We start from the raw sequence: 21,319 nt of genomic DNA on the forward strand, positions 1-21,319 counted from the left end.
GTCCGGCGCACGCCCCGGACCGCCACCCGCTCCTCCGGCGCCGTCCGCCTCCCCTGAACGAGCGCATCGCGCCCGCTCCCGCCAGCCCGTCCCCGCGTTGTCGGTCCCAGCCGCTAACCTGCGACAACACAGGAACAGGTGACCGAAGCGAGCGGGCTCGGGGGCGGTGGACCGCACCGGGCGCGCGAGAAGGGGAGGGCCGCGGTGCGCGTGCTGGGAGTTGACCCGGGGCTGACCCGCTGCGGGATCGGCGTGGTCGACGGCGTCGCGGGCCGCCCCCTGACGATGACGGGGGTCGGCGTGGTGCGTACCCCGGCCGATGCCGAGATCCCGGACCGGCTCGTGCTCATCGAGCGCGGCATCGAGGAGTGGCTCGATGCGCACCGGCCCGAAGCCGTCGCCGTGGAGCGGGTGTTCAGCCAGCACAACGTGCGCACCGTCATGGGCACGGCCCAGGCCAGCGCCGTCGCCATGCTCTGCGCGGCACGGCGCGGGCTGCCCGTCGCGCTGCATACCCCGAGCGAGGTCAAGGCGGCCGTCACGGGCTCGGGCCGCGCGGAGAAGGCCCAGGTCGGTGCCATGGTCACCCGCCTGCTGCGGCTGGAAGCGCCACCGAAACCGGCGGACGCCGCCGACGCGCTCGCGCTCGCCATCTGCCACATCTGGCGCGCCCCCGTGCAGCAGCGCCTCAACAGGCTCCAGCAGGCACACGCGGCGCACGCGGCCCAGGCCTCCCGCCGCCCCACCGGCCAGGGAGCCGCGCAGGCGGCCCAGGGCGCCCCACCCGTCCGCGCACCGAAAGGCAACAACCGATGATCGCCTTCGTCTCCGGCCCCGTCGCTGCCCTCGCCCCCGACGCCGCCGTGGTCGAGGTGGGCGGCATCGGCATGGCCGTCCAGTGCACCCCCGGCACCCTCGCGGGACTGCGCGTCGGCGAGGAGACCAAGCTCGCCACCTCCCTCGTCGTCCGCGAGGACTCCCTCACCCTCTACGGCTTCGCCGACGACGACGAACGGCAGGTCTTCGAACTGCTCCAGACCGCCAGCGGGGTCGGCCCCAGACTCGCCCAGGCCATGCTCGCCGTCCACGCGCCCGACGCCCTGCGGGTCGCCGTCTCCAGCGGGGACGAGAAGGCGCTGACGGCCGTGCCCGGCATCGGCAAGAAGGGCGCACAGAAGCTGATGCTGGAGTTGAAGGACCGCCTCGGGGAGCCCGTCGGCACCGGCACGCACAGCGCGCACCAGGGCGTCGGCACCGCAGCGACGGCGGGCTGGCGCGATCAGCTCCACGCCGCGCTGATCGGCCTCGGCTACGCCACCCGCGAGGCCGACGAGGCGGTGTCCGCCGTCGCGCCCCAGGCCGAGGCCGCGCTCGCCGGGGGCACCGAGCCGCCCGTCCCGCAGCTGCTGCGCGCCGCGCTCCAGACGCTGAACCGGGCACGCTGATGCGGGGGCCCGCTGCGGCGTGCGGCGCCCGCGCGACGGCGAGCCGCCACCCCGCCGGGGCGCGGCCCGTACGAAGCCACATCCCGAGGAAGCACCAGCAGATCCAGCAGATCCAGAGGCAGACCTCATGAACTGGGACGACAGCACCGGCACCGCACCCGGCGAGGACGCCGAGCGCCTCGTCGGAGCCGAGGCCGATGGCGACGATCAGGCCGTGGAGGCCGCGCTGCGGCCCAAGGAACTGGGCGAGTTCGTCGGCCAGTCCAAGGTGCGCGAACAGCTCGATCTCGTCCTCAAGGCCGCACGCCAGCGCGGCGGCACCGCCGACCACGTGCTGCTCTCCGGCGCCCCCGGGCTCGGCAAGACCACCCTCTCCATGATCATCGCGTCGGAGATGAGCGCCCCCATCCGCATAACCTCGGGCCCCGCCATCCAGCACGCCGGTGATCTGGCCGCGATCCTCTCCTCCCTCCAGGAGGGCGAGGTCCTCTTCCTCGACGAGATCCACCGCATGTCCCGGCCCGCCGAGGAGATGCTCTACATGGCGATGGAGGACTTCCGCGTCGACGTGATCGTCGGCAAGGGCCCCGGCGCCACCGCCATCCCCCTGGAACTGCCCCCCTTCACCCTGGTCGGCGCCACCACCAGGGCAGGGCTCCTCCCGCCGCCCCTGCGGGACCGCTTCGGCTTCACCGGGCACATGGAGTTCTACGAGCCGGAGGAACTGGAGCGCGTCATCCACCGCTCCGCACGCCTCCTCGACGTGGACACGGACGAGGAGGGCGCCGCCGAGATCGCCGGGCGCTCCCGCGGCACCCCCCGTATCGCCAACCGGCTGCTCCGTCGCGTCCGGGACTACGCGCAGGTCAAGGCCGACGGCGCCATCACCCGCGAGATCGCGGGCCGCGCCCTGGACGTCTATGAGGTGGACGCGCGCGGCCTCGACCGCCTGGACCGCTCCGTCCTGGGCGCCCTCCTGAAGCTGTTCGGCGGCGGCCCCGTCGGCCTGTCCACCCTCTCCGTCGCGGTGGGGGAGGAGCGGGAGACCGTCGAGGAGGTCGCCGAGCCCTTCCTCGTGCGGGAAGGGCTCCTCGCGCGCACCCCGCGAGGCCGCGTCGCCACCCCCGCGGCCTGGGCGCACCTCGGCCTCACCCCGCCGCAGCAGGGTCCGCACGGCGCCCCGGGCGGTCCCGGGCAGCAGGGCCTGTTCGGAGCGTGACGGCGCGGAGACTCGCCGGGGAAGGAACCCCGGTGCCATGCTTGACGTTGTTCCATTGGCGAGGGCTCGCTTAGACTCCGCCGACGCCATCCCTTTTTCCGGACGGCATGCCCACCACCCCGAAGACCAGGCCGCGCCCGCAGCGGTCGTGCGAAGGAAATTCTTCCGCCGTGAATATCGTGACTCTCCTCCCGTTCATCGTGCTCATCGGGGCCATGTTCCTGATGACCCGGTCCGCCAAGAAGAAGCAGCAGCAGGCCGCGAACATGCGCGACTCGATGCAGCCTGGCACCGGCGTCCGGACGATCGGAGGCATGTACGCCACCGTTAAGGAGATCCGCGATGACACGGTCCTCCTCGAGGTCGCGCCGGGCGTGCACGCGCTCTACGCCAAGAACGCCATCGGCGCCGTCCTGGAGGCCGAGGAGTACGACCGCATCCTGAACGGCCAGCCCGAGGACCTGGACGTCGAGAGCACCGTCATCCCGGACGACGCCTCCTCGCTGACCGCTGACGAGGACCCGGCCGACCGCAAGGCCGACCTCACCAAGGAAGCCCCCGAGGCCGACGAGGACACGAAGGACGCCGAGACCGGCGCCGCTTCCCTGCGCAAGGACGCCCCCGAGGCCGACGCCGAGAAGGACGCCGAGCCGAAGGACGTCAAGCGGGACGGTGACACCGACAAGTAAGGTCGGCGCCGCCGGGTCACGACCAGGCCCGGCGGCGGAGCACGTCCGCAGACCACTTTGCGTGCCGCGCGGTGACCCGGCCCGAACTCCCAGGCCGGCACCAGCGGTTGGACAGGGAGAGACGAAAAGGTGGCAGCACCGAAAAAGGGCCGCAGGGCTCCGGGCGCCCAGGGGAAGCCATGGCGCGCCCTGACGCTGATCCTGCTGGTCATCGTGGGCCTCACCGGAGGGATGTTCATCTCCGGTGAGACGACGCCCCGCCTGGGCATCGACCTCGCCGGCGGCACGAGCATCACGCTCGAGGCCAAGAACCAGCCCGGCAAGCCCGACGCGATCAACCAGACCAACATGAACACCGCGGTCGGCATCATCGAGCGCCGCGTCAATGGTCTGGGCGTCCAGGAGGCCGAGGTACAGACCCAGGGCGACCGGCACATCATCGTCAACATCCCCCGGGGTACGAACGAGAAGCAGGCCCGCGAGCAGGTCGGCACCACCGCCGAACTGGGCTTCCGGCCGGTGCTGACGTACGCGCCGACCACCACCGAGGCGCAGCCCGACCCGTCCTCGTCGCCCTCCTCGTCCCCGTCCTCGTCCTCGTCCGCGGGCTCCAAGGACAAGAACGACTCGGACCAGCAGGGCCGCGCCGTCAGCGAGGGCCTCAAGGCGAAGACGGCCGACGAGTCCCCGAGCCCCTCCGCCTCGGAGAGCGGCAAGGCGTCGGAGAGCCCCAGCCCGGACCCGTCCGAGTCGGCCGCCGCGCAGCCCGAGGGCGTCTCGGACTCCCTGGCGAAGAAGCTGGAAGCGCTCGACTGCACCTCCAAGGCGGCGAAGGCCAAGGCCAACGAGCGGGCGGCCAGCGCCAAGCCGGGTGACGAGGTCGTCGCCTGCGACGCCAAGGAGAAGATCAAGTACGCGCTCGGCCCCGTCGCGGTCAAGGGCAAGAACGTCAAGGACGCCAAGGCCGTCTTCGACCAGCAGCGCGCCCAGTGGATCGTCCAGATGTCGTTCGACGACAAGGGCTCGGACCAGTTCGGTGACATCACCGGCAAGCTCTCCGCCAAGCAGCAGCCGCAGAACCAGTTCGCGATCGTCCTCGACGGCGAGGTCGTCTCCGCGCCCAGCGTGAGCGAGCGCCTCTCCAGCAACGCGGAGATCTCCGGCAGCTTCACCCAGGAGTCAGCGGAGGAACTGGGCAACATCCTCTCCTACGGCGCGCTCCCGCTCTCCTTCGAGGAGTCGGACGTCACCACCGTGACGGCGGCCCTCGGCAGCGACCAGCTCGAAGCCGGTCTCATCGCGGGCGCCATCGGCCTCGCGCTGGTGGTCATCTACCTCGTGGCGTACTACCGCGGCCTGTCGCTCATCGCGCTCCTGAGCCTCGTGGTCTCCGGCATCCTCACCTACACCCTGATGACCCTCCTCGGGCCCGCCATCGGCTTCGCGCTGAACCTCCCGGCGGTCTGCGGAGCCATCGTGGCGATCGGTATCACCGCGGACTCGTTCATCGTCTACTTCGAACGCATCCGGGACGAGATCCGCGAAGGCAGAACGCTCCGCCCGGCGGTGGAGCGCGGCTGGCCCCGCGCCAGGCGCACCATCCTGGTCTCCGACTTCGTCTCCTTCCTCGCCGCCTTCGTGCTCTTCATCGTCACCGTCGGCAAGGTGCAGGGCTTCGCGTTCACGCTGGGTCTGACCACGCTCCTCGACGTCGTCGTGGTCTTCTTCTTCACCAAGCCGCTGATGACGATCCTGGCGCGGACGAAGTTCTTCGCGAGCGGCCACCCCTGGTCCGGCCTCGACCCGACCCGGCTCGGCGCCAAGCCGCCGCTGCGTCGCGGCAGGCGCTCGCCCGATGTCAGCACTGACCCGAAGGAGGCCTGAGATGTCGCGACTCGGCAGTCTCGGCGCCCGGCTCTACCGCGGTGAGGTCGGTTACGACTTCGTCGGCAAGAGGAAGATCTGGTACGGCGTCTCGATCCTGATCACCATCACGGCGATCGTCGGCCTCGCGGTCCGTGGCCTCAACATGGGCATCGAGTTCGAGGGCGGCGCCGTCCTCACCACGCCCAGGACCGCGGCCTCCGTGCAGCAGACGGCGCAGGTCGCCGAGGAGGCCTCGGGCCACCAGGCGATCGTGCAGAAGCTGGGCGACGGCGGCATGCGCATCCAGATCGCGGGCGTCGACACGAAGAAGTCCACGCAGGTCAAGGAAGAGATCTCCTCGACCCTCAAGGTCGACGCCAACAACATCGACACCCAGCTCGTCGGCCCCAGTTGGGGCAAGGAGATCGCGAACAAGGCCTGGCTGGGCCTGGGGATCTTCCTGGTCCTCGTGGTGATCTATCTGGCCATCGCCTTCGAGTGGCGCATGGCGCTCGCCGCGCTCATCGCGCTGATCCACGACCTCACGATCACCGTCGGGGTCTATTCGCTGGTCGGCTTCGAGGTCACACCGGGCACGGTGATCGGTCTGCTGACCATTCTCGGATACTCCCTCTACGACACCGTCGTCGTCTTCGACGGCCTGAGAGAGGGCAGCAGGAACGTCACCAAGCAGACCCGCTTCACCTACAGCGAGATCGCCAACCGCAGCATCAACGCCACCCTGGTGCGCTCCATCAACACCACGGTCGTGGCGCTGCTCCCGGTCGCCGGACTGCTGTTCATCGGCGGCGGCCTCCTGGGCGGCGGCATGCTGAACGACATCGCGCTGTCCCTCTTCGTCGGCCTCGCGGCCGGTGCGTACTCCTCGATCTTCATCGCGACCCCGCTGGTCGCGGACTTCAAGGAGCGCGAGCCGCAGATGAAGGCCCTCGCCAAGCGGGTCCGCGCCAAGCGCCTCAAGGCCGAGGAGCGCGAGGGCGGCGAGGGTCCCGGCGGCTATGACGACGAGGACGACCAGGACCCCCGTGACCCGACGCCCGGCGGCACGGGCATCCCGGTGACCGTGGAGGACTCCCAGGGCGCCACCCGCGCGAGCGCGGGCGTCGTCGGCACGGGCGGCGCAGGCGGCACGGGCGGCAGTCCGCGCGAGGGCGGCGGCCAGCGCCGTCAGCCCGCCTCGCGCGGACGCGGCAGCCGTGGACGGTCCTCCGGAAAGCGCAGGTGAGCGGCGTGAGCAGCACGAGCGAGACGCCCGCCCCCGCCCCTGCCTCCGCCCCGGCCCCGGTGGCGTCCGAGGTCAGGGAGCTGCTGGTCAGCCACATCAGGGACGTGCCTGACTACCCGAAGCCGGGCGTGACGTTCAAGGACATCACCCCCCTGCTGGCCGACGCCAAGGCGTTCGCGGCCCTCAGCGAAGCCCTCGCTGACATCTGCGCCCAGCGCGGCGCCACCAAGGTCGTCGGCCTGGAGGCGCGCGGCTTCATCCTCGCGGCCCCCGCCGCCGTACGGGCCGGGCTCGGCTTCGTCCCCGTGCGCAAGGCGGGCAAGCTGCCCGGCGCCACCCTCTCCCAGTCCTACGAGCTGGAGTACGGCACCGCCGAGATGGAACTGCACGCCGAGGACCTCAGCGCGGGCGACCGCGTGCTGGTCATCGATGACGTGCTGGCCACGGGCGGCACGGCCGAGGCGTCGCTGAAGCTGATCCGGCGCTCCGGAGCGCAGGTCGCGGGCGTCGCCGTGCTGATGGAGCTGGGCTTCCTCAGCGGGCGCGAGCGCCTGGTCACGGAGCTGGACGGCGCACCACTGGACGCGTTGGTCACGGTCTGACGACGCCGCCACGGCATAAGGCGGTCACCCGGTACGTTCACCAGGGTGACCGCCTTCGTCGTCTCCGCGTACCCCGGCACCGGGAGAGCGCCGGGACGAGGGTGGCTACCATGGCATTTCCACCTGGGGTCCAACGAGGAGTGCTCTTGCCAGACGAGGCCCAGCCGCTCACCACCGCACAGCACCAGGACGCCGGGGACGGCGGCCCCGGCGCGGAGGCGCCGCGCGCCGGTACGGCCCCTTCGAGCGGCGGAGCGGGCAAGCCCGGCTCCGGCTCCGGTCCCGGCCCTGGTCCCAACGGCTCCTCGCCCGCCGCCTCCGCCACGCCCTCCGCGCCCTCCACACCCCCCGCCTCCGGCTCCTCCGCGCCCGTCAGGCGCGACGGCAACGGCCCTCGGGGAGAGCGCACGGAGCAGGAGCGGATGACGCCCGCGCGCCCCGTCTCCGGCGTCTCGGGCCGCTCGGGCTCCTCCAACCGCGTACGGGCCCGGCTCGCCCGCCTCGGCGTGCAGCGTTCCAGCCCCTTCAACCCGGTGCTGGAGCCCCTGCTGCGCATAGTGCGCAGCAACGACCCCAAGATCGAGTCGTCAACGCTCCGCCAGATCGAGCGGGCCTACCAGGTCGCCGAGCGGTGGCACCGGGGCCAGAAGCGCAAGAGCGGCGATCCGTACATCACCCACCCGCTCGCGGTGACCACGATCCTCGCCGAGCTGGGCATGGACCCGGCCACTCTGATGGCGGGTCTGCTGCACGACACCGTCGAGGACACCGAGTACGGGCTCGACACGCTCCGTCGCGACTTCGGCGACCAGGTCGCGCTGCTGGTGGACGGCGTCACCAAGCTGGACAAGGTCAAGTTCGGCGAGGCCGCGCAGGCCGAGACGGTGCGCAAGATGGTCGTGGCCATGGCCAAGGACCCGCGCGTGCTGGTCATCAAGCTCGCCGACCGCCTGCACAACATGCGCACCATGCGCTATCTGCGCCGCGAGAAGCAGGAGCAGAAGGCCCGCGAGACGCTGGAGATCTTCGCCCCGCTCGCCCACCGGCTGGGCATGAACACCATCAAGTGGGAGCTGGAGGACCTCGCCTTCGCGATCCTCTACCCCAAGATGTACGACGAGATCGTCCGCCTGGTCGCCGAGCGCGCTCCGAAGCGGGACGAGTATCTCGCCGTCGTCACCGACGAGGTCCAGGCCGATCTGCGCGCAGCGCGCATCAAGGCCACCGTCACGGGGCGGCCGAAGCACTACTACAGCGTCTACCAGAAGATGATCGTGCGAGGCCGGGACTTCGCGGAGATCTACGACCTGGTCGGCATCCGCGTCCTGGTGGACACCGTGCGTGACTGCTACGCGGCGCTCGGTACGGTCCACGCCCGCTGGAACCCGGTTCCGGGGCGGTTCAAGGACTACATCGCGATGCCGAAGTTCAACATGTACCAGTCGCTGCACACGACGGTCATCGGCCCCGGCGGCAAGCCCGTCGAGCTCCAGATCCGCACGTTCGACATGCACCGCCGCGCCGAGTACGGCATCGCCGCGCACTGGAAGTACAAGCAGCAGGCCGTCGCCGGCGCCTCCAAGGTGCGCACCGACGTGCCGAAGAGCGGCGGCAAGGACAAGGACCATGTGAACGACATGTCCTGGCTGCGGCAGTTGCTCGACTGGCAGAAGGAGACCGAGGACCCGGGCGAGTTCCTGGAGTCCCTGCGCTTCGACCTCTCCCGCAACGAGGTCTTCGTCTTCACACCCAAGGGCGACGTCATAGCGCTCCCGGCCGGTGCCACCCCGGTCGACTTCGCGTACGCCGTGCACACCGAGGTCGGCCACCGGACGATAGGGGCCCGCGTCAACGGGCGCCTCGTCCCCCTGGAGTCCACCCTCGACAACGGCGACACCGTCGAGGTCTTCACCTCCAAGGCACCCGGCGCCGGGCCCTCCCGCGACTGGCTGGGCTTCGTCAAGTCACCGCGCGCCCGCAACAAGATCCGGGCCTGGTTCACCAGGGAGCGCAGGGACGAGGCCATCGAGCAGGGCAAGGACGCCATCGCCCGCGCGATGCGCAAGCAGAACCTGCCGATGCAGCGCATCCTCACGGGCGACTCGCTGGTGACCCTGGCCCACGAGATGCGCTATCCCGACATCTCCGCGCTCTACGCCGCCATCGGCGAGGGCCATGTCACGGCGCAGAGCGTCGTCCAGAAGCTCGTGCAGGCCATGGGCGGGGAGGACGAGGCCAACGAGGACCTGGCCGAGACCTCGCCGCCCATGCAGGGCAGCACCCGCGCCAAGCGCCGCTCGCACAGCGACCCGGGCGTGGTCGTCAAGGGCGTCGACGACGTGTGGGTCAAGCTCGCCCGCTGCTGTACGCCGGTGCCGGGCGACCCCATCATCGGCTTCGTGACCCGAGGCGCGGGCGTCTCGGTGCACCGCGCCGACTGTGTCAACGTCGACTCCCTCTCCCGGGAACCCGAACGCATCCTCGACGTGGAATGGGCGCCGACGCAGTCCTCGGTCTTCCTCGTCGCCATCCAGGTGGAGGCGCTGGACCGCTCGCGGCTGCTCTCGGACGTCACGCGGGTGCTGTCCGACCAGCACGTCAACATCCTCTCCGCGGCCGTCCAGACCTCCCGTGACCGGGTGGCCACCTCGCGCTTCACGTTCGAGATGGGTGACCCCAAGCACCTGGGGCACGTGCTCAAGGCGGTCAGGGGCGTGGAGGGTGTCTACGACGTGTACCGCGTGACCTCGGCGCGCAGGCCCACGGAGTCCTCGTAGCGGAGCGGCCGTCGGCCGTACGGCCGACGTCGACGCCGACAGGGGAGAGGGCCCCGGTAATCGCTACCGGGGCCCTCTCCCACGCGTGGGGTGCGTTGTGCTGTCGGCGTCAGCCGCCGAACTCGTGGAGGCCCTTGAGCGCCTGGTCCAGCAGCTCCTGCCGCCCGGTCAGCTCCCGCTCCAGCTTCTCGGCCTTCGCGGTGTTGCCCGCGGCGCGCGCCTGCTCGACCTGCCCGCGCAGCTTGTCCACGGCGTCCTGGAGCTGCCCCGTCAGACCCGCCGCACGGGCCCTCGCCTCGGGGTTGGTGCGGCGCCACTCGGCCTCCTCGGCCTCCTGGATCGCCCGCTCCACGGCGTGCATCCGGCCCTCGATCTTCGGCTTGGCGTCGCGGGGCACGTGGCCGATCGCGTCCCAGCGCTCGTTGATCGCGCGGAAGGCGCCGCGGGCCGCCTTGAGGTCGGTGACGGGGAGCAGCTTCTCGGCCTCGACGGCCAGCTCCTCCTTGCGCGTCAGATTCTCCCGCTGCTCGGCGTCGCGCTCAGCGAACACCTCGCCGCGCGCCTGGAAGAAGACGTCCTGGGCGCCACGGAAGCGCTGCCACAGATCGTCCTCGTGCTCACGCTGCGCGCGCCCGGCGGACTTCCACTCCTGCATCAGCTCGCGGTACTTGGCCGCCGTCGGACCCCACTCGCGGGAGCCGGAGAGCGCCTCGGCCTCCGCCACGAGCTTCTCCTTGTGCTGCCGCGCCTCCTCGCGCTGCGCGTCCAACTGCGCGAAGTGCGCCTTGCGGCGCTTGGAGAAGGCGGAGCGTGCGTGGGAGAAACGGCGCCACAGCTCGTCGTCCGTCTTGCGGTCGAGCCGGGGCAGGCCCTTCCAGGTGTCGACCAGCGCCCGCAGCCGCTCCCCGGCGGCCCGCCACTGCTCGCTCCCCGCCAGCTCCTCCGCCTCGGCGACCAACTGCTCCTTGGCGCCGCGGGCCTCCTCGCTCTGCTTGGCCTTCTCCGCCTTGCGCTCCTCGCGGCGCGCCTCGACGGCCTCCACCAGCTTGTCGAGCCGCTGCCGCAGGGCGTCCAGATCGCCGACCGCGTGATGCGCTTCCACCTGCTCGCGCAGGTGGTCGATGGCGGCCGTGGCGTCCTTCGCGGACAGGTCGGTGGTCCGCACCCGACGCTCAAGGAGGCCGATCTCCACGACCAGACCTTCGTACTTGCGCTTGAAGTAGGCCAGCGCCTCCTCGGGGGAGCCGGCCTGCCACGATCCGACGACCTTCTCGCCGTCGGCCGTACGCACGTACACGGTCCCCGTCTCGTCGACGCGGCCCCACGGGTCGCTGCTCACAGCGCCTCCTCCACATGATGCCCACGAGGGGCGCGCGGCCCCCGGCATCGTCCACAGTTCTCGTCAAGGCCAACATAGGCGACCGGCGGGCACGCTGTCCGCATCCGGCCGGGTCGAAATTTCGGGTTCGTGCGCCCCTGGAACGGTCAGGACCGCTCAGGATTTGCGCACCGTCGCCTTGTCGATCACCACCGTCGCGTTGGGCGGGGTGTTCTGGGTCTGCGGGTCCGTGGTGGACCCCGCCTCCGCGATCTTCTTGAGCACGTCCATGCCCTTGGTGATCTTGCCGAACGGTGTGTAGTCGGGCGGCAGTTGGCTGTCCTCGAAGACGAGGAAGAACTGGCTGCCCCCGGTGTCGCGGCCCTTCTTGGACTGCGCGTCGTACTGGTTGGCCATCGCCACCGTGCCCGCCGGATACGTGTTGTCCTTCAGGCGCGAGTCCTTCAGGTTCTCGTCCGGGATGGTGTAGCCGGGGCCGCCCTGCCCCGTGCCCGTCGGATCGCCGCACTGGAGCACGTGGATGCCCTCGTCGACGAGGCGGTGGCACTTGGTGTGGTCGAAATACTTCTGGCCCGCGAGGAAGTCGAAGGAGTTGACGGTGTGCGGGGCCTTCGAGGCGTCCATCTCGAAGGCGATGCCGCCGCAGGTGGTGTCCAGCTCCATCGTGTACGTGGCCGACTCGTCGATCTTCATCGCCGGCTCCTTCTTCCACTGCTCGTCGCCCGGCTTCCCGTCGGCGGGCTTGTCGCAGGGGTCCGGGGCCTCGCTCGGCGAGGGGCTGGCCTGCGCGTCGTCGGCGGCGCTGTCCTTGTCGCCGCCGAGGCCGCCCGAGGCGGCGTACGCGGCGCCAGCGGCGATCACGAGCGCCAGACCGCCCGCGATGGCCGCGTTCCGCAGGCGCGCCTTGCGCCGCCGCGCGGCACGGCGCTCCTGCTGCCGTAGGTACTTCTCACGGGCGAGCTGCTTCCTGCGCTGATCACTGCTGACCACGGGTCGTCTCCTTCTGGCCGTGCGTGCGTCGGGACGTGGTGCTGAGGTGGTACCGGGGCGGTGCCGAGGGTGGTGCTGAAAGTAATACCGGGCGGTGCCGGGTCGTGCTGTGCTGGTGCTCCAAGATGGTGCGCCCGGCTGTGTGCGGCCTGTGTCCGTACGGGCCGGGGCCGGGCCGGCGCGTACACGGGTTCGCGGCGTCCGCACCGCCGCCGGTAGGCTGTGACCTCGGTTGAATCGCCGTTGCCACTGTCGGACGACTGAAGGACGATCGTGCTCGTTGCCGGGTTCCCCGCCGGGGCCTGGGGGACCAATTGTTATCTGGTCGCCCCCGCCGCCGGTGAGGAGTGCGTGATCATCGACCCGGGCCACCAGGCCGCCGAGGGCGTCGAGGAGGCCGTCGCCAAGCACCGGCTCAAGCCGGTCGCCGTCATCCTCACCCATGGCCACATCGACCATGTCGCCTCGGTCATGCCCGTGTGCGGAGCACACGACGTGCCCGCCTGGATCCACCCCGCCGACCGCTACATGATGAGCGATCCCGAGAAGGCCCTCGGCCGCTCCATCGGGCAGCCCCTCATGGGCGAGCTGTCCATCGGCGAGCCCGACGACGTCGAGGAGCTGACGGACGGCGCGAAGCTGGAGCTGGCCGGCCTTGAGCTGACCGTCGCGCACGCGCCGGGCCATACCAAGGGGTCGGTGACCTTCCGGATGCCCGCGCGGGCCGATGTGCCGCCCGTCTTCTTCTCGGGCGACCTGCTGTTCGCCGGCTCCATCGGACGCACCGACCTGCCCGGGGGAGACCACGCCGAGATCCTCCAGTCGCTGGCACGCGTGTGCCTGCCGCTGGAGGACGAGACCGTCGTGCTCTCGGGCCACGGCCCCCAGACCACCATCGGCCGCGAGCGCGCCACCAACCCGTTCCTGCGGGAAGTGGCCTCCGGCCCCGGCGGCGGCGCCCCGAACGCCGCCCCGCGACGAGGAATGTGACACCAGCCCGTTGAGCACCTTCAAGGCCCCCAAGGGCACCTACGACCTGATCCCCCCGGAATCCGCGAAGTTCCTCGCGGTGCGCGAGGCGCTCTCCGCGCCGCTGCGGCGCTCCGGGTACGGGTACACCGAGACGCCCGGCTTCGAGAACGTCGAGCTGTTCGCGCGCGGCGTCGGCGAGTCCACCGACATCGTCACCAAGGAGATGTACACCCTCACCACCAAGGGCGGCGACGAACTGGCGCTGCGCCCCGAGGGCACCGCCTCCGTGCTGCGCGCCGCGCTGGAGGCCAACCTCCACAAGAGCGGCAACCTGCCCGTCAAGCTCTGGTACTCCGGCTCGTACTACCGCTACGAGCGCCCCCAGAAGGGCCGCTACCGGCACTTCTCGCAGGTGGGCGCCGAGGCGATCGGCGCCGAGGACCCCTCGCTCGACGCCGAGTTGATCATCCTGGCCCACGACGCGTACCGCTCGCTCGGGCTGCGCGACTTCCGCATCCTGCTGAACTCCCTGGGCGACAAGGAGTGCCGCCCGGTCTACCGCGCCGCACTCCAGGAGTTCCTGCGCGAGCTGGACCTGGACGAGGAGACCCGGGCGCGCATCGAGATCAACCCGCTGCGCGTCCTGGACGACAAGCGCGACAGCGTCCAGAAGCAGCTCGTCGGCGCCCCCATGATGCGCGACCACCTGTGCGAGGCGTGCCGGAGCTACCACGAGCAGGTGCGCGAGCTGCTGACGGCGGCCGGTGTCGCGTACGAGGACGACCCCAAGCTGGTGCGCGGGCTCGACTACTACACGCGCACCACCTTCGAGTTCGTGCACGACGGCCTCGGCTCGCAGTCCGCCGTCGGCGGCGGCGGGCGCTACGACGGCCTGTCCGAGATGATCGGCGGCCCCGCGCTGCCGTCCGTCGGCTGGGCGCTGGGCGTGGACCGCACGGTCCTGGCGCTGGAGGCCGAGGGCGTCGAGCTGGAACTGCCGCCCGCCACCGAGGTGTTCGCTGTGCCGATCGGCGACGAGGCACGGCGCGTCCTGTTCGGCGCGGTCACCGAGCTGCGGCGGCAGGGCGTCGCCGCTGACTTCGCGTACGGCGGCAAGGGCATGAAGAACGCCATGAAGTCGGCCAACCGCTCCGGCGCCCGCTTCGCGCTGCTCGTCGGCGAGCGCGATCTCACGGAGGGCGTGGCCCAGCTCAAGGACCTCGGCAGCGGGGAACAGACCGCCGTGGCACTCGATCGGGTGGTGACCGAGGTCCGCGCGCGGCTCGCGTGACCCCCACGCGGGCCCAACTGGCAGTGTGCTGCCTGGTGCACGCCGGCTGATGCACAATGAGCGGCACCAGAGCCATGCAACGGACGACGGGACGAACAGCGCTATGACGACGACGGCACCCCCCGACGAAGCTCGCACGGACGCGGACGAGCCCTCCAGGGGTGCCGCCGTCGGCGCGGGCCGTGCCTTCGCCTGGATGCTCGTGATCACGGGCGCAGCCGGTCTGCTGGCCGCCTGGGTGATCACGCTCGACAAGTTCAAGCTCCTGGAGGACCCGAACTTCACACCGGGATGCAGCATGAACCCGGTCGTCTCCTGCGGCAGCGTCATGAAGAGCGAGCAGGCGGCGGCGTTCGGCGCCCCCAACCCCATGATCGGGCTGGTGGCCTACGGCATCGTGATCTGCGTCGGCATGAGCCTGATCGCCAGGGCGCGCTTCCCGCGCTGGTACTGGCTGACGTTCAACGCGGGCACCCTCTTCGGCGTCGTCTTCTGCGCCTGGCTCACCTACCAGTCGCTCTACAACATCAACGCCCTGTGCCTGTGGTGCTCCCTCGCCTGGGTCGCCACGATCATCATGTTCTGGTACGTCACGGCCCACAACGTGCGCCACGGCTTCCTTCCGACGCCCGCTCCGGTGCGCGGCTTCTTCACCGAGTTCCCGTGGGTCATGCCGGTGCTGCACATCGGGATCATCGGCATGCTGATCCTGACCCGCTGGTGGGACTTCTGGACGAGCTGAACCCCTCTTCATCGGCAGCGCGCCCCCGGCGGTACCCACCGCCGGGGGCGCGCTGTCAGTGGGGTGACTTAGGGTTTTGACGTGGAGCCCGACCTGTTCACCGCAGCCGCAGAGGAACGCCAGACGCAGGACCCGTCGGCCAGCCCCCTGGCCGTACGGATGCGTCCGCGCACCCTGGACGACGTCGTGGGGCAGCAGCATCTGCTGCGCCCCGGTTCACCGTTGCGCCGCCTGGTGGGGGAGGCGGGCGGCGGCCCGGCGGGGCCCTCCTCTGTGATGCTCTGGGGGCCGCCCGGCACGGGCAAGACCACCCTCGCCTATGTCGTCAGCCAGGCCACGGACAAGCGCTTCGTGGAACTGTCCGCGATCACCGCGGGCGTCAAGGAGGTCCGCGCCGTCATCGACAGCGCACGCCGCTCCTCCGGGGCCTACAGCAAGGACACCGTCCTCTTCCTGGACGAGATCCACCGCTTCAGCAAGGCCCAGCAGGACTCCCTGCTGCCCGCGGTCGAGAACCGCTGGGTGACTCTGATCGCGGCCACCACGGAGAACCCGTACTTCTCGGTGATCTCCCCGCTGCTCTCCCGCTCCCTGCTGCTGACGCTGGAACCACTGACCGACGCCGACATCCGCGGCCTCCTGCACCGCGCCGTGGAGCAGGAGAGGGGGCTGGGCGGCGCTGTGTCGCTCTCTGCGGAGTCGGAGGCGCACCTGCTGCGAATCGCCGGGGGCGATGCCCGCCGGGCCCTCACAGCGCTGGAGGCGGGCGCGGGCTCGGCGCTCGCCAAGGGCGAGTCGGAGATCACCCTCTCGACGCTGGAGGCGGCGGTCGACCGCGCGGCGGTGAAGTACGACCGCGACGGCGATCAGCACTACGACGTGTCCAGTGCCCTCATCAAGTCCATCCGGGGCTCGGACGTGGACGCGGCGCTGCACTATCTGGCCCGGATGATCGAGGCGGGCGAGGACCCGCGCTTCATCGCCCGGCGCCTGATGATCTCCGCCAGCGAGGACATCGGCATGGCGGATCCGACGGCGCTCCAGACGGCGGTCGCCGCGGCCCAGGCGGTCGCGATGATCGGCTTCCCCGAAGCGCGGATCACGCTGGGGCAGGCGGTCGTGGCGCTGGCGCTGGCCCCGAAGTCGAACGCGGCGTACAAGGCGATAGACGCGGCGCTGGCGGACGTACGGGCCGGTGTGGCCGGGCCGGTGCCGCCGCATCTGCGGGACAGCCACTACAAGGGCTCGCAGAAGCTGGGGCACGGGAAGGGGTACCAGTACCCCCACGATCTGCCCGGCGGGATCGCGGCCCAGCAGTACGCTCCCGAGGGCATCCACGGGAAGCGGTACTACGAGCCGACGCGGTACGGGGCCGAGGCACGGTACGCGGACGTCGCCGAACGCGTCCGCGCCCGCCTCCACGGCTCCTCCGGCGACGCCGCGGACTGACGTCCCCTTCATCGGGGGTGTTGCGCGGGACGGGTCCCCTTCGCGGGGGCGGAAGGAAACGAGGGGTTCCCGCTTCACGGGGTGGTTGCGCGGGACGGTTCGCCGGTGTGGTGGGCACCGCAGGGTCCCGCGCTGATTTTTGCGCCGTGGCATGCAGTGGGGTGGCTTGGCGCCGTTTTTCGGGTGCGGCTGCGTGGGTGGGCGCGGCGTGTGGTGGCGGTGCGTTCGCGGCTGGCGCCGCGTGAGTCCTGGTTTCGGCCGGTGGCCGTGTGGGGTGCGTGTGTGGTGGGGGTCGGTGCCGTGCCGGGGTGTCTCCTCGGGCGGCGACAAGTGCGGGTTTCGTTGCTTGCTTTCTCCCGGCACTCGTCGCCACCACTTGCGGGGACACCCCGCCACGGCCCCTCCCGGCCGTGGCCAGCCCTGCGCCAGTGGCCGGTGCGGGTCACCGCTGACGGCGCCGGTGCGCCATTGTTGTGGGCAGTCGTCCCGTTGGGCGAGGGGGCACCTCCCAGCGTTAGCTGGGGGAGAGTGGGCACAACCCGTGCCACCGGGGCGTAGCACGCGTACGAGAGCCCGCGGGGCACCCGGGCAGGCGCCCCCTGTGAGGCGAGGAGCGCCCCGTGTGGGCTTCGCCCCGGACCCCGTGAGGGGGTGCGCCCCCGGTGAAGGGGGAACCCTGCGTTTCCTTCCGCACCCCGCGAAGGGGTCACGTGCCGGAGGCGGCCTCGAAGAGGGCGTGCATCGCGCGGCGGAGCTGGATGACGTCCCCCACGGGCTCGGGGAACTCGAACCGTGCGTCGAAGCACCGCTCCCCGCCCCCCTCGCAGAACCGCACCCGCATCCCGTGCCGGTCCAGCGCGAGCGGCACGACCTCGTCCCGCGCACCGCAGACCGCGTCGCGCTCGCCCAGGAGGGAGCACAGGCCCCGGACCTGGTCGGCGTGGGAGGACGCGAGGTGCTGGAGCAGTTCGGCCTCGTGCCGCATCAGGGGGTCGGGTGCGGCCGAGGCGAAGTCGTCGGGCTCGACGTGCTCGGTGCCCCACAGGTCGTCGACGTACGCCTCGCCGATCTCGAGCCGCAGCAGCATCCAGGCCACGTCGGGCGCGGGCCCCTCGGGCTGGCGCTCGGCGATGAGCTGGGCGCAGGCGGCGCGTTCCTCGTTGCGCACGGCGGTGAGCCATCCCGCCACCCAGGCCCGTCCGCGGATGCGGTGCGGCACCGAGACGGGAGCCACATCAGTGATCTCCATCACGGCGGTGACGTCGTCGTCCTGAGCGTAGGCCGCGGCCCTTGCTGCCGGGGATGCGGCGGGCACGAGCAGGATCACGTCGCCGTCCTGAGTGACCGCTCTGGCCTCCGGTGAGCCGCTGCCGAGGGGGGCCTGCGGGGTCTGCTCGACTGCCTCGGCGCCAGGAACGGTCAGGGACGCGGATACGCTTGACTCCACGAGGGTTCGTACACGCTCGGCCGCCGTCGGCTGCCGGGCGTCTTCCGTGGGACGCGGCTGATCCCCCTCGGTGTCGTAACCGGGCAGGGGAATCCCAGGTCGAAACATACGTTCTCCTCCGCTAAGGTAAGCCTCACCTAACTTACACGGAGGTCCGTTCAACGTGAACCAGTCGCGTCCCAAGGTCAAGAAGTCGCGTGCCCTCGGCATCGCGCTGACCCCGAAGGCCGTGAAGTACTTCGAGCAGCGCCCGTACCCGCCGGGGGAGCACGGCCGGGGCCGCAAGCAGAACAGTGACTACAAGGTCCGTCTGCTGGAGAAGCAGCGTCTGCGCGCGCAGTACGACATCAGCGAGCGTCAGATGGCGCGCGCGTACGACCGCGCCCGCAAGACCGACGGCAAGACCGGCGAGGCCCTGGTCATCGAGCTGGAGCGCCGTCTCGACGCGCTCGTGCTGCGGTCCGGCCTGGCCCGCACGATCTACCAGGCCCGCCAGATGGTCGTGCACGGCCACATCTCGGTGAACGACCGCAAGGTCGACAAGCCGTCCTTCCGGGTCAGCCCGGGCGACGTGGTGATGGTGCGCGAGCGCAGCCGCTCCAAGCACCCCTTCCAGGTCGCACGCGAGGGTGGCTACGACACCGAGGGCGAGACCCCGCGCTACCTGGAGGTCAACCTCCCGGCGCTGGCGTTCCGCCTGGACCGGGACCCCAACCGCAAGGAGATCCCGGTGATCTGCGACGAGCAGCTCGTCGTGGAGTACTACGCACGCTGAGTCCGCCCGTCAGGACGCGCCCGGACCCGCCAGGACCGGAGCGCGTCCGACGTGCGCGGCGTGCGCCGCCCGTGCGTCGACGTACCCGTACGGCGACGTGCGCGGCACCCACGCCGGCCACGCGCGGCCCGCGCTCACACCCCGCGTTCGCCGTCCGCGCTCCCCGCAGGCGGCACCGCGTGCTGCCGTGCCCGCTGTCCCGGCTCGCCACGCGGGCGCCGCGTGGCGCGCCCCGCGTCCTGCTCAGCGCGTGCCACGGCCGGGCCGGGGGCCCGCTCCGTCACCTCGCGGGTGACGAGCGCGACGAGGCCCATCTCGTGCCCTCGCCGGTACGCGCGCTCGAACCGCTCCTCGCCCAGCTCGGCCAGCAGCCGCGCCCGGCACCCTGTGCCCGGCTGCGAGAAATAGTGCGAACCGAAGTGCCGGGCGCCCAGCAGCCGCCAGCCCGCGACCGTGGCGCCGACGACCTCGGCCGCGCGCTCGGGCTCGGACTCCGCGAGCAGCGGGGCCAGATGCTCCAGCGCCATCGTCATGCCCAGCACGTCGTGGAACTCGCGCTTGATCGTCAGGCACTCCACGCTGAGCGCCCGCGCCAGCTCGTCGTCGCCGCGCACCATGTGCGCGTAGGCCAGCACGTACAGCGCGTACGACAGCGCCCAGCGCTCCCCGCTCTCCGCCGAGATCTCGCGGGCCTCCTCGCCGAGGGAGAGCGCGGCCTCCAGTTCGCCGTCGAAGGCGTGGGCCATCGCCAGCTCGATCTGCGCGAGGATCACCAGCGTGTTCAGCTCGCCCAGCTCGCGGAAGCGTTCCAGCGCGTCGGCCAGCAGCGTCTTCGCGCGGGCCAGGTCGTCGCCGACGACGGCCAGGCAGCCCAGCATCTGGGTCGCGTAGGCGGTGGCTGTCGCGTCCTGGCCGTCTTCTGCCAGCTCCAGGCACTCGTGCAGCACCCCGAGCGCGCCGACCGCGTCACCCCGTACGACCGAGGCGAGCCCCGAGACCCACAGCGCCTTCGCGCGCGCCTCCGGCTGCTCGCCCTCCAGGCTCAGCGCGCGGTCCAGCCACAACTGCCCCTCGGCGAGGCGTCCGCAGCCGATCCAGTAGAACCACAGCGTCCCGGCCAGGTACTGGCCCGTGTGCGCGTCCTCGGGCGACTCCAGGCTGCACTCCAGCGCCAGCCGCAGATTGGGCAGCTCCCGCTCCACGCGCGCCGCCAGCTCGGCCTGGCGCGGGCTGAACCAGTCCAGCTCGCACCACGTCGCCAGGCCCAGGTACCAGTCGCGGTGGCGGCGGCGCAGCCGCTCCGTCTCGCCCAGCTCCTCCAGCCACCACGCGCCGTACTCGCGCACCGTGTCCAGCAGCCGGTAGCGGGCCTGGCCCGTCGCGTCCTCGCGCCCGTCCCTGACGACGACGGACTGCGCGACCAGCTCCTCCAGCACCGGCAGCACCTGGTCGGCGTGCAGGCCGCCGCCGGAGCACAGGTACTCGGCCGCCTCCAGGTCGAAGGCGCCCGCGAAGACCGAGAGCCGCGCCCACAGCAGGCGCTCCTCCGGCGTGCACAGCTCGTGGCTCCAGCCGATCGCCGTGCGCAGGGTCCGGTGGCGGGGGAGCGCGGTGCGGCTGCTGTTGGTCAGCAGCCGGAAGCGGTCGTCGAGGCGCTGCGCGATCTGCTCGACGGACAGTGCCCGCAGCCGCCCCGCTGCCAGCTCCAGTGCCAGCGGAATCCCGTCGAGGCGGCGGCACAGCTCGGCCACAGGGGACCGGTGCGCCCCGGACGCCCCGTGCGCCCCTTGCTCGGCGAAGCCGGGCAGCACGGCCTCGGCGCGCGCGTGGAAGAGCGCGACGGCCTCGTCCTCGGGCATCGGCGCCAGCGTGAACAGATGCTCGCCCGCGACGTCCAGGGGGCGGCGGCTGGTCGCCAGCACGCGCAGCCCGGGGGACCGGCGCAGCAGCTCGGCGGTCAGCGCCGCGCACTCCTCGACGAGGTGCTCGCAGCCGTCCAGGATCAGCAGCGCCTCGCGCCGCGCCAGATGGCGCGCGAGCGCGGAGCGGGGCGGGCGGCCCGAGTTGTCGGACAGGTCCAGGGCCTCGGCCACGGTGTGGTCCAGCAGCCCGCCGTCCCGCAGGCCCGGCAGTTCGACGAACCAGACCCCGTCGCAGAAGCGATCCTGCAACCGCTGAGCCGAGCGCTGCGCCAGCCGCGACTTGCCGACTCCGCCGACGCCCGTCACGGTCACCAGCCTGGCCTCGGCGAACCGCTCGCACACCCCGGCCACTTCGCCCGCGCGGCCCACGAAGCCGCTGAGCGCGGCGGGGAGATTGCCCGGTGTGCGCGGGCGCCCGGTGCTCTCCTGAGGCGTCGCCTCTGGGCGCTGGAAGGGTCGCATGGAACACGGAGCGTACTGGGCGGTGTGCGCACCGTACAATCGCCCGGGATGACGTACGCACGCGCCCTTTCCGCCCCGCCAGTAAT

The 21,319-nt window shown here is 71.5% G+C and carries 17 protein-coding genes; 13 read left to right on the top strand and 4 right to left on the bottom strand.

The features are described 5' to 3' along the window. Positions 1 to 204 precede the first annotated feature (204 nt). The 8 genes from ruvC to ACWGJ2_RS34120 all read left to right on the top strand — a co-directional run bounded on the left by ruvC (position 205) and on the right by ACWGJ2_RS34120 (position 9,844). Positions 205 to 816, top strand: a complete 612-nt coding sequence (ruvC, locus tag ACWGJ2_RS34085; protein WP_453350235.1) for a crossover junction endodeoxyribonuclease RuvC — start codon at positions 205 to 207, stop codon at positions 814 to 816. Further along, positions 813 to 1,445, top strand: a complete 633-nt coding sequence (gene ruvA, locus ACWGJ2_RS34090; RefSeq protein WP_453350207.1) for a Holliday junction branch migration protein RuvA — start codon at positions 813 to 815, stop codon at positions 1,443 to 1,445. Before ruvC ends, ruvA begins: the two co-directional genes overlap by 4 nt. 127 nt (positions 1,446 to 1,572) lie before the next feature. Next, complete coding sequence (ruvB, locus tag ACWGJ2_RS34095) at positions 1,573 to 2,664, top strand: Holliday junction branch migration DNA helicase RuvB (RefSeq protein ID WP_453350208.1); 1,092 nt, start codon at positions 1,573 to 1,575, stop codon at positions 2,662 to 2,664. A gap of 170 nt (positions 2,665 to 2,834) precedes the next feature. Next, positions 2,835 to 3,353 (top strand): preprotein translocase subunit YajC, encoded by a 519-nt coding sequence (yajC, locus tag ACWGJ2_RS34100; protein ID WP_453350209.1) that lies wholly within the window; start codon positions 2,835 to 2,837, stop codon positions 3,351 to 3,353. 129 nt (positions 3,354 to 3,482) lie between these two features. Further along, entirely contained in the window at positions 3,483 to 5,237 is a 1,755-nt protein-coding gene (gene secD, locus ACWGJ2_RS34105; RefSeq protein ID WP_453350210.1) for a protein translocase subunit SecD, read from the top strand. Between the two features lies 1 nt (position 5,238). Continuing rightward, complete coding sequence (gene secF, locus ACWGJ2_RS34110) at positions 5,239 to 6,465, top strand: protein translocase subunit SecF (RefSeq protein WP_453350211.1); 1,227 nt, start codon at positions 5,239 to 5,241, stop codon at positions 6,463 to 6,465. 59 nt (positions 6,466 to 6,524) lie between these two features. Continuing rightward, entirely contained in the window at positions 6,525 to 7,067 is a 543-nt protein-coding gene (locus ACWGJ2_RS34115; RefSeq protein ID WP_453350236.1) for an adenine phosphoribosyltransferase, read from the top strand. A gap of 110 nt (positions 7,068 to 7,177) precedes the next feature. After that, on the top strand, positions 7,178 to 9,844 hold the full coding sequence (locus tag ACWGJ2_RS34120) for a RelA/SpoT family protein (protein ID WP_453350212.1): 2,667 nt from the start codon (positions 7,178 to 7,180) through the stop codon (positions 9,842 to 9,844). Between the two features lie 109 nt (positions 9,845 to 9,953). Here ACWGJ2_RS34120 and ACWGJ2_RS34125 read toward each other — a convergent pair whose 3' ends face one another. Together ACWGJ2_RS34125 and ACWGJ2_RS34130 are read right to left on the bottom strand one after the other, a co-directional pair. Then, positions 9,954 to 11,183 carry a DUF349 domain-containing protein gene (locus ACWGJ2_RS34125; protein ID WP_453350213.1) on the bottom strand — a complete coding sequence of 410 codons (1,230 nt, stop codon included), beginning with the start codon at positions 11,181 to 11,183 and terminating at the stop codon, positions 9,954 to 9,956. Between the two features lie 156 nt (positions 11,184 to 11,339). Next, positions 11,340 to 12,173: a peptidylprolyl isomerase gene (locus ACWGJ2_RS34130; RefSeq protein WP_453350214.1), complete on the bottom strand. Its 834-nt coding sequence runs from the start codon at positions 12,171 to 12,173 to the stop codon at positions 11,340 to 11,342. 273 nt (positions 12,174 to 12,446) lie between these two features. On the opposite strand from ACWGJ2_RS34130, the gene ACWGJ2_RS34135 reads away from it, so the two are divergent. The 4 genes from ACWGJ2_RS34135 to ACWGJ2_RS34150 all read left to right on the top strand — a co-directional run bounded on the left by ACWGJ2_RS34135 (position 12,447) and on the right by ACWGJ2_RS34150 (position 16,627). Next, positions 12,447 to 13,163 (top strand): MBL fold metallo-hydrolase, encoded by a 717-nt coding sequence (locus ACWGJ2_RS34135; protein WP_453350215.1) that lies wholly within the window; start codon positions 12,447 to 12,449, stop codon positions 13,161 to 13,163. Between the two features lie 10 nt (positions 13,164 to 13,173). Then, positions 13,174 to 14,436: a histidine--tRNA ligase gene (gene hisS / locus ACWGJ2_RS34140; RefSeq protein WP_453350216.1), complete on the top strand. Its 1,263-nt coding sequence runs from the start codon at positions 13,174 to 13,176 to the stop codon at positions 14,434 to 14,436. A 103-nt stretch (positions 14,437 to 14,539) separates the two neighbouring features. Further along, the gene (locus ACWGJ2_RS34145) at positions 14,540 to 15,178 is read left to right on the top strand and encodes a vitamin K epoxide reductase family protein (RefSeq protein WP_453350217.1); all 639 of its coding nucleotides are present in this window, start codon (positions 14,540 to 14,542) and stop codon (positions 15,176 to 15,178) included. 81 nt (positions 15,179 to 15,259) lie between these two features. After that, positions 15,260 to 16,627, top strand: a complete 1,368-nt coding sequence (locus tag ACWGJ2_RS34150; protein ID WP_453350218.1) for a replication-associated recombination protein A — start codon at positions 15,260 to 15,262, stop codon at positions 16,625 to 16,627. Positions 16,628 to 17,333: 706 nt separating this feature from the next. Here ACWGJ2_RS34150 and ACWGJ2_RS34155 read toward each other — a convergent pair. Next, the gene (locus ACWGJ2_RS34155) at positions 17,334 to 18,182 is read right to left on the bottom strand and encodes a DUF2470 domain-containing protein (RefSeq protein ID WP_453350219.1); all 849 of its coding nucleotides are present in this window, start codon (positions 18,180 to 18,182) and stop codon (positions 17,334 to 17,336) included. A gap of 55 nt (positions 18,183 to 18,237) precedes the next feature. Here ACWGJ2_RS34155 and rpsD point away from each other — a divergent pair, with 55 nt between their 5' ends. Beyond that, positions 18,238 to 18,849, top strand: coding sequence for a 30S ribosomal protein S4 (rpsD, locus tag ACWGJ2_RS34160; protein ID WP_453350220.1), 612 nt, complete (start codon positions 18,238 to 18,240; stop codon positions 18,847 to 18,849). A 134-nt stretch (positions 18,850 to 18,983) separates the two neighbouring features. On the opposite strand, the gene ACWGJ2_RS34165 is transcribed toward rpsD, so the two are convergent. Further along, the gene (locus ACWGJ2_RS34165) at positions 18,984 to 21,233 is read right to left on the bottom strand and encodes an ATP-binding protein (RefSeq protein ID WP_453350221.1); all 2,250 of its coding nucleotides are present in this window, start codon (positions 21,231 to 21,233) and stop codon (positions 18,984 to 18,986) included. Positions 21,234 to 21,319 lie beyond the last annotated feature (86 nt).

The organism is Streptomyces sp. NPDC054796 (assembly GCF_053611545.1).

What these genes read in the sequence shown, in the direction of transcription:
- ACWGJ2_RS34155 (WP_453350219.1), bottom strand. Translation starts at nt 18,182, where the DNA reads ATGTTTCGACCTGGGATTCCCCTGCCCGGTTACGACACCGAGGGGGAT.
- ruvA (WP_453350207.1), top strand. Translation starts at nt 813, where the DNA reads ATGATCGCCTTCGTCTCCGGCCCCGTCGCTGCCCTCGCCCCCGACGCC.
- ruvB (WP_453350208.1), top strand. Translation starts at nt 1,573, where the DNA reads ATGAACTGGGACGACAGCACCGGCACCGCACCCGGCGAGGACGCCGAG.
- secF (WP_453350211.1), top strand. Translation starts at nt 5,239, where the DNA reads ATGTCGCGACTCGGCAGTCTCGGCGCCCGGCTCTACCGCGGTGAGGTC.
- ACWGJ2_RS34120 (WP_453350212.1), top strand. Translation starts at nt 7,178, where the DNA reads ATGGCATTTCCACCTGGGGTCCAACGAGGAGTGCTCTTGCCAGACGAG.
- ACWGJ2_RS34145 (WP_453350217.1), top strand. Translation starts at nt 14,540, where the DNA reads ATGACGACGACGGCACCCCCCGACGAAGCTCGCACGGACGCGGACGAG.
- ACWGJ2_RS34165 (WP_453350221.1), bottom strand. Translation starts at nt 21,233, where the DNA reads ATGCGACCCTTCCAGCGCCCAGAGGCGACGCCTCAGGAGAGCACCGGG.